Below are 5,345 nucleotides of genomic sequence, written 5' to 3'. Positions count from 1 at the left end.
AGAGGAATTGCCACAAGATACGATAAGCTAAAACGTAACTATCAAAGCGCTGTTGCTTTAGCTTGTATATTTATATGGTTGCCTCTTTAGCTCAATTTATCGGCTGTAAATGTCAACACACCCTAAACATTTTTTAAATTTTATTCATTATTCTTTCTATCGAATGTCTCATAATTTTTTATTTTAATTTGAACAAAAACAGCCCAAAAAATATGGGCTGTACGGTCTTTCACTTACCACAAACTGACAACTTTCTTCATCAATTCAGCACGAATGGGCGCGGTTGGGTTACCTGCATTGCGCTGCGTTTCATTTTCATAAAACTTTTGCCAAGTTTGAACCATCTCTAAAGTGACATCTTGAGTTTTAAGCTTTTCAACGTCGGCTTTACTGATATTGGCTAAGCGCGCTGCTGCACCTTCTGGGCCTGTACCCCAACCAATGATGCCTTGGCCATAAGCAGGTAAAGACATGTTGTTCGGTGTTGGCGGTAGCGCAAGACGTTGAATATCTGGATTGACCAAGGATTTAATGTGAGGACGGACTTTTTCAGACAGCGTTAATTCGGCAAAACTTAGTGTAGATGCGCTGATTAGCAATGTACTGATAAGGAGAGGTTTAAGCATCATAGATCAACAAATGAATGTAAATAAGAATCGTTATATATTTTAGCAAGGTTTTGGTAGCTGAATATGAATATTTAAATGTATTGGAAATGGATAAGATTTTATTTGAGCTCAACTGTAGATTTGTAGAAGTCAAAAAGTTCAAAGCACTATTTTATAAGAAATTAAAACAGTGCTTTGTATAGATAGCTGAAAATGGATTTAAGTCAAAACATTTAAAGTGACATTAATATTGTTTCGGGTAGCATTTGAATAGGGGCACACAATATGCGCGGCATCGACTAATTTTTGTGCCTCACTTGCATCCATACCCTCAAGATGAATATTAAGCGTCACTTCGATACCAAATCCTGTTGGAATAGGGCCGATACCAACATCACCCTCGACGTAGGCAGCAGGGGTAATCGAAATTTTATCTCGGTTAGACACAAATTTCATTGCACCTAAAAAACAGGCTGAATAACCAGCGGCGAAGAGTTGTTCAGGATTCGTACCATTACCTGTACCCCCCATAATTTTCGGCACCGCCAATTGAACATCTAAATGACCATCGGACGTCGTTGCACGACCATCACGACCACCAGTGGCTTTTGCATGGGCTGTATAAACTGCTTTTTCTAAAGTCATTTTTCTAATCCCTCAGATGATGGTTCAAAATCATATCGTGGGGGATTTTGTTTAAATAATATTCAGTTTTTTTGTAATTTTATACAGAGTGAAAATCAATATTGAACCAAAACACGGTGCTGCATCAGTGGCATTGATGCACGAATCTGCTGCTGTTCGTCTAAGTCAAAAGGAAATGTGAGTAGTTGAGCGCCTTCTTCTGCGGTGATTGCTAAAATTTGACCACGGCTGTTGCTTGCTCCAGCATGACCCCAAGTTTGACGCTTTTCACCATGCCAGCCTTGTTGTGCGGCACCTAATACAGCACATTGACTATCCATGGCACGAGCTTGCAGTAACAACTGCCAGTGCATTTCACCCGTGGTATAAGTAAAAGCTGCAGGCGCCGTTAAAATGTTTGCACCTTGGCTACGAAGTTTCAAAGCCAGTTCAGGAAAGCGCAAGTCGTAGCACACCATCAGGCCAATATTGCCAAAAGGTGTTGTTGCAACTACGGTTTCAGTACCAGGTTCAAAGAATTTTGATTCTTGATAGCCACCGACAGCGTCACCAACTTGCACATCAAATAAATGAATTTTGTCATAACGTGCTTCGGTACGTTCAGGGCTGATACACAGGCTGACAGTACGGACACGGCCATCTTGAATGATTGAACCATCTGGACGATAAGGGCATGGGAGCGTGCCCGCAACAATCCAGAGTTGATAACGATGTGCGAGTTGTTCTAGTCGCTGCTGAATACTTTCAAATTGCGCCGCGGTTTCGCGTTGTTTACCTGCGGCAAAACAGACAAAATTTTCGGGAAATACAATGAGACTCGCACCTTGAGCCTGACTTTGTTGCATCAATGATTCGATCACTTTGAAGTTATCTTCAATGTCATTTTGAGAATTCATTTGTGCAACGGAAAGTAAAGTCATGCGAAGAGGGTCTCTGCTGTGATTAACCTAAATTAGACATTTTGCTGCTTGGGTTGCTCTAGATTGTCCTGCTCTTTTTGCAGTTGTTTGACCAAAGGCTCAAACATATTTTGGTTGCTATCATTTAGTTTCATCAGCGTTTTGTGTGCATCTAAAACCGTATTCAGCATATTGCTATGGGTAATGTGTTCTTCCATAAGTGCGCGAGTGCATACACTTGGATCACCACAATAATTCAAAATAACAAACACCTGACCTAAACCCATGCTATTGGCAAGCGTTGTGATATCAGAGTTTGTAGACAACATTACCGCTTGGATATGGTGAACTTGTTTAAGCTTCAAACCCAGTTTCGCCAAAATGCCAAGGACAGTGCTATCGATAAATGTCGTTTGGGTTAAATCAACGATTGCACCGACGACATTTTGTTGCTGTTCAATTTTGTTTAATAACTTGTCTAGACTAATACAAGATTGGGCACGCACTTCGCCAATAAGCTTAAAAATATGCGTTCCGTTCAAGCTTGCATATTCAACATGACCTGTTGACATATAAATGCCATTTGCAGAGAAGGATAGTAAATTATCCCATAGGGGCACAGCTTACTCAAGTAGCCGAGTATGATCAGAAAGTCGTATTCGGTTTAAGTAATTGATTTCGTGATTAATTGATTCGACGTAAACTTAGGATGGCAATATCGTCAGCAACATGGTCTGGTGCTTGAAATGATTGATTTTGCAAGTGATAAACCAATTGACCTAGCTGTTCATTCAATCCACCGTCAAAAGGTTCAAGTGCGCCATCCGAGCAAATTACAAAGCGCGAATAACGATTTAAGGTAAATTCAAACTCTTCCACTTCTAGGTCTTCAGTTAAGCCGAGTGGGAAGCTGCTGGTATTTAAAATTCGTGCGGGAAGACCAGGTTCAAATAAAATGGCCGGCGGATAATGCCCTGCGCTAGACCATTTCAAGACATGCGTATCGAGATTGAGTATCCCCGCAATCATGGTAATGTGCTTTTCAATATTTTCTTGAACCAGCATGCCATTGAGCTTTTTGATGAGTTCTCTCGGGGTTTTTGAACGACCGTGGAAAGCAGCCATCCATGAGGTTAGTAAACTACTCGTTACCCCATGACCAGACACATCTGCGAGATAAAACATGATTTCTTTATCGCTGATTTTCCAGTAATCGTACCAATCACCCGATAAATAAGCAGATGGTTGGAAGAATGTTTCAACTTTATAGTTGTGGAGTTCAATCGGATTGGGTAGTAAACGTTTTTGCAAATCTGCAGCAGAAGGGAGATCACGGCTGTCTTGATTACGTTTGTATTGCGCATCAATTTTAGTGAGTGCCACTTGAAGGTTGGTTGGAATATGATCCCACACCCATCCTGCTAAAGCGCCTTGTTGCCACGCTTGAGCCAATGCAGCACCTTCATGCTCAAAAGCGAGCACAATGGTAGGAAGTGTCCATTGGTGATTTAAAAAGTCAGCAACATCAGCAATTGCAATGATCGTTGGATCATACAAGTCTAGATCTTCAATGTTAATCATTTGTACGCTAGGAAGCGCATCAAGTACCTGATCTAAATATGGAATATCACGAGTAGGTTGAATGAAATACATAAAGAATTAGATGAATCCTTCGATAGACAATAAGTGTACTATAGCAAGCTAATGATGGCTGGAGGGAAAAACCACACCAGCCAATTGAAAAATTTTATTTATTCAGTTGTTACCGTGTCGGTATCATCTGAAATGCTATCATCAATGAAATCGGTAGAATCATCAGATGAAACGTCTACTGAATTATCTTCAGATTCATCAATATCGTCATCTTCTTCATCAATAAATAGGTTTTCTTCAGCGATACCTTTTTTCTCAGCAATAGAATAGTTCAGGCGTTGCAAATAAATATCACGAATTTGAGCGTATTTATCGCCTTGCAATACACCTTCGATATCCAGTAATTGAGCGCGAGTATCGATTCCACGTAAAGTTTGCTCAGACCAATACGCCACATCATGACCATCAAGCATATATTTCTGTGGACGTCCTTGACTATCTACAGCAAGACCCACAGTTTGACGCAATGTGCTTGGACCAAGCACTGGTAGAACAATATAAGGACCAGAAGGAATACCGTAATATCCTAAAGTCGCGCCAAAGTTTTCATCTTCTGTTTCTAGACCTAGACGGCTTGCAGGGTCAGCAAAGCCTAAAGTTGTCAGTGTATTAACAGTAAAACGCCCCAGACTTTTTGCGGCACGTGTCGGTCGTCCTTGGATGAGTTGGTTAAACGCATTCCAAGGTTCGCCTAAATTTTTACGGAATAAACGATAAGATTCACGAATATCCTTTGGAGTTTTTGCGACATATTGCACAGCAGCAGGGCGGGCAATATGGACATCTAAATAATCATTAAATGCGTAAACTTTCCGGTTGATCGGTTGGAAAGGGTCTTTATCTTCTTCTGATTGTGCTGCATTCGCATTAACAGATAATTTTTTTGCAACTTCAGATGACTTGACCATCGCAGCATGCGCAAGTTGTTGTGTTTTTGATTTATTGGCAGCTTCTGAATCTTGAGCAACAGGTGCTGAAGCTTCGTCATTTGCAAATACAGGTGTTGTTACGACAAGTGACAATAATCCTGCATATAAAAAAGAAGTTTGGCGCATATATAGTCCTGACGCTTTTAGCGCGGCAAAATGTTTGCCGTATAATAAGTAAAAACGTTCAAATAATCCTGATTTATTACTATTAAACCAAATTTGATCAAAATATGAATGAAAAAATGTAATTTGAGTGAAAAATGTGCGTTCAAAATAATTATTTTAAAAAAGGTGTTGCAACGGATGTGAAATGCTGTAGAATGCACATCCATCGGCGGTGATGAAGATTAAAACTTCTGATAAAACAATGACTTGGTTGAATTGATTAAGTTTGGTTTTATTTGATAAGTTTAAAAATAATTTGAATTACCAGTTGACTCTTTAGAAATAAAGAGTAATATAGCTGACCTAGCTTGCTGGTGACGAACCAACAAGAAGATCATTAAGAGATTATGAAGAACAACTTGTGTGGATTTTTACTAGTTGATTGATCGAAATTATTTTCATTGATTGATGGTAGAAATTACTCGAAGTTTATTTGAGCAAATTTT

At 39.7% G+C, this 5,345-nt stretch carries 6 protein-coding genes and 1 pseudogene; 1 reads left to right on the top strand and 6 read right to left on the bottom strand.

What is annotated here, in order from left to right; translation table 11 throughout:
• A pseudogene (locus FTV04_RS16295) lies at positions 1-90 on the top strand (IS5/IS1182 family transposase); the annotation flags it as partial.
• 143 nt (positions 91-233) lie between these two features.
• On the opposite strand, the gene FTV04_RS16290 reads toward FTV04_RS16295, so the two are convergent.
• The 6 genes from FTV04_RS16290 to FTV04_RS16265 all read right to left on the bottom strand — a co-directional run bounded on the left by FTV04_RS16290 (position 234) and on the right by FTV04_RS16265 (position 4,860).
• The gene (locus FTV04_RS16290) at positions 234-626 is read right to left on the bottom strand and encodes a DUF4951 domain-containing protein (RefSeq protein ID WP_180090403.1); all 393 of its coding nucleotides are present in this window, start codon (positions 624-626) and stop codon (positions 234-236) included.
• Positions 627-827: 201 nt separating this feature from the next.
• Positions 828-1,253, bottom strand: coding sequence for an organic hydroperoxide resistance protein (locus FTV04_RS16285; RefSeq protein WP_111884709.1), 426 nt, complete (start codon positions 1,251-1,253; stop codon positions 828-830).
• Between the two features lie 95 nt (positions 1,254-1,348).
• The gene (locus tag FTV04_RS16280; RefSeq protein ID WP_180090401.1) at positions 1,349-2,173 is read right to left on the bottom strand and encodes a carbon-nitrogen hydrolase family protein; all 825 of its coding nucleotides are present in this window, start codon (positions 2,171-2,173) and stop codon (positions 1,349-1,351) included.
• Positions 2,174-2,205: 32 nt separating this feature from the next.
• Positions 2,206-2,724 carry an anti-anti-sigma factor GigB gene (gene gigB, locus FTV04_RS16275; RefSeq protein ID WP_078189558.1) on the bottom strand — a complete coding sequence of 173 codons (519 nt, stop codon included), beginning with the start codon at positions 2,722-2,724 and terminating at the stop codon, positions 2,206-2,208.
• 112 nt (positions 2,725-2,836) lie between these two features.
• Complete coding sequence (gene gigA / locus FTV04_RS16270; protein ID WP_078189557.1) at positions 2,837-3,805, bottom strand: RsbU family protein phosphatase GigA; 969 nt, start codon at positions 3,803-3,805, stop codon at positions 2,837-2,839.
• 98 nt (positions 3,806-3,903) lie between these two features.
• Complete coding sequence (locus FTV04_RS16265; protein ID WP_180090399.1) at positions 3,904-4,860, bottom strand: VacJ family lipoprotein; 957 nt, start codon at positions 4,858-4,860, stop codon at positions 3,904-3,906.
• Between the last annotated feature and the right edge of the window lie 485 nt (positions 4,861-5,345).

The organism is Acinetobacter sp. YH12219, from assembly GCF_013417875.1.
Taxonomy (GTDB): Bacteria; Pseudomonadota; Gammaproteobacteria; order Pseudomonadales; family Moraxellaceae; genus Acinetobacter; species Acinetobacter amyesii.
Note: the sequence above shows the minus strand (reverse complement) of the source record. Positions and strands in the feature narration are given on the sequence as shown.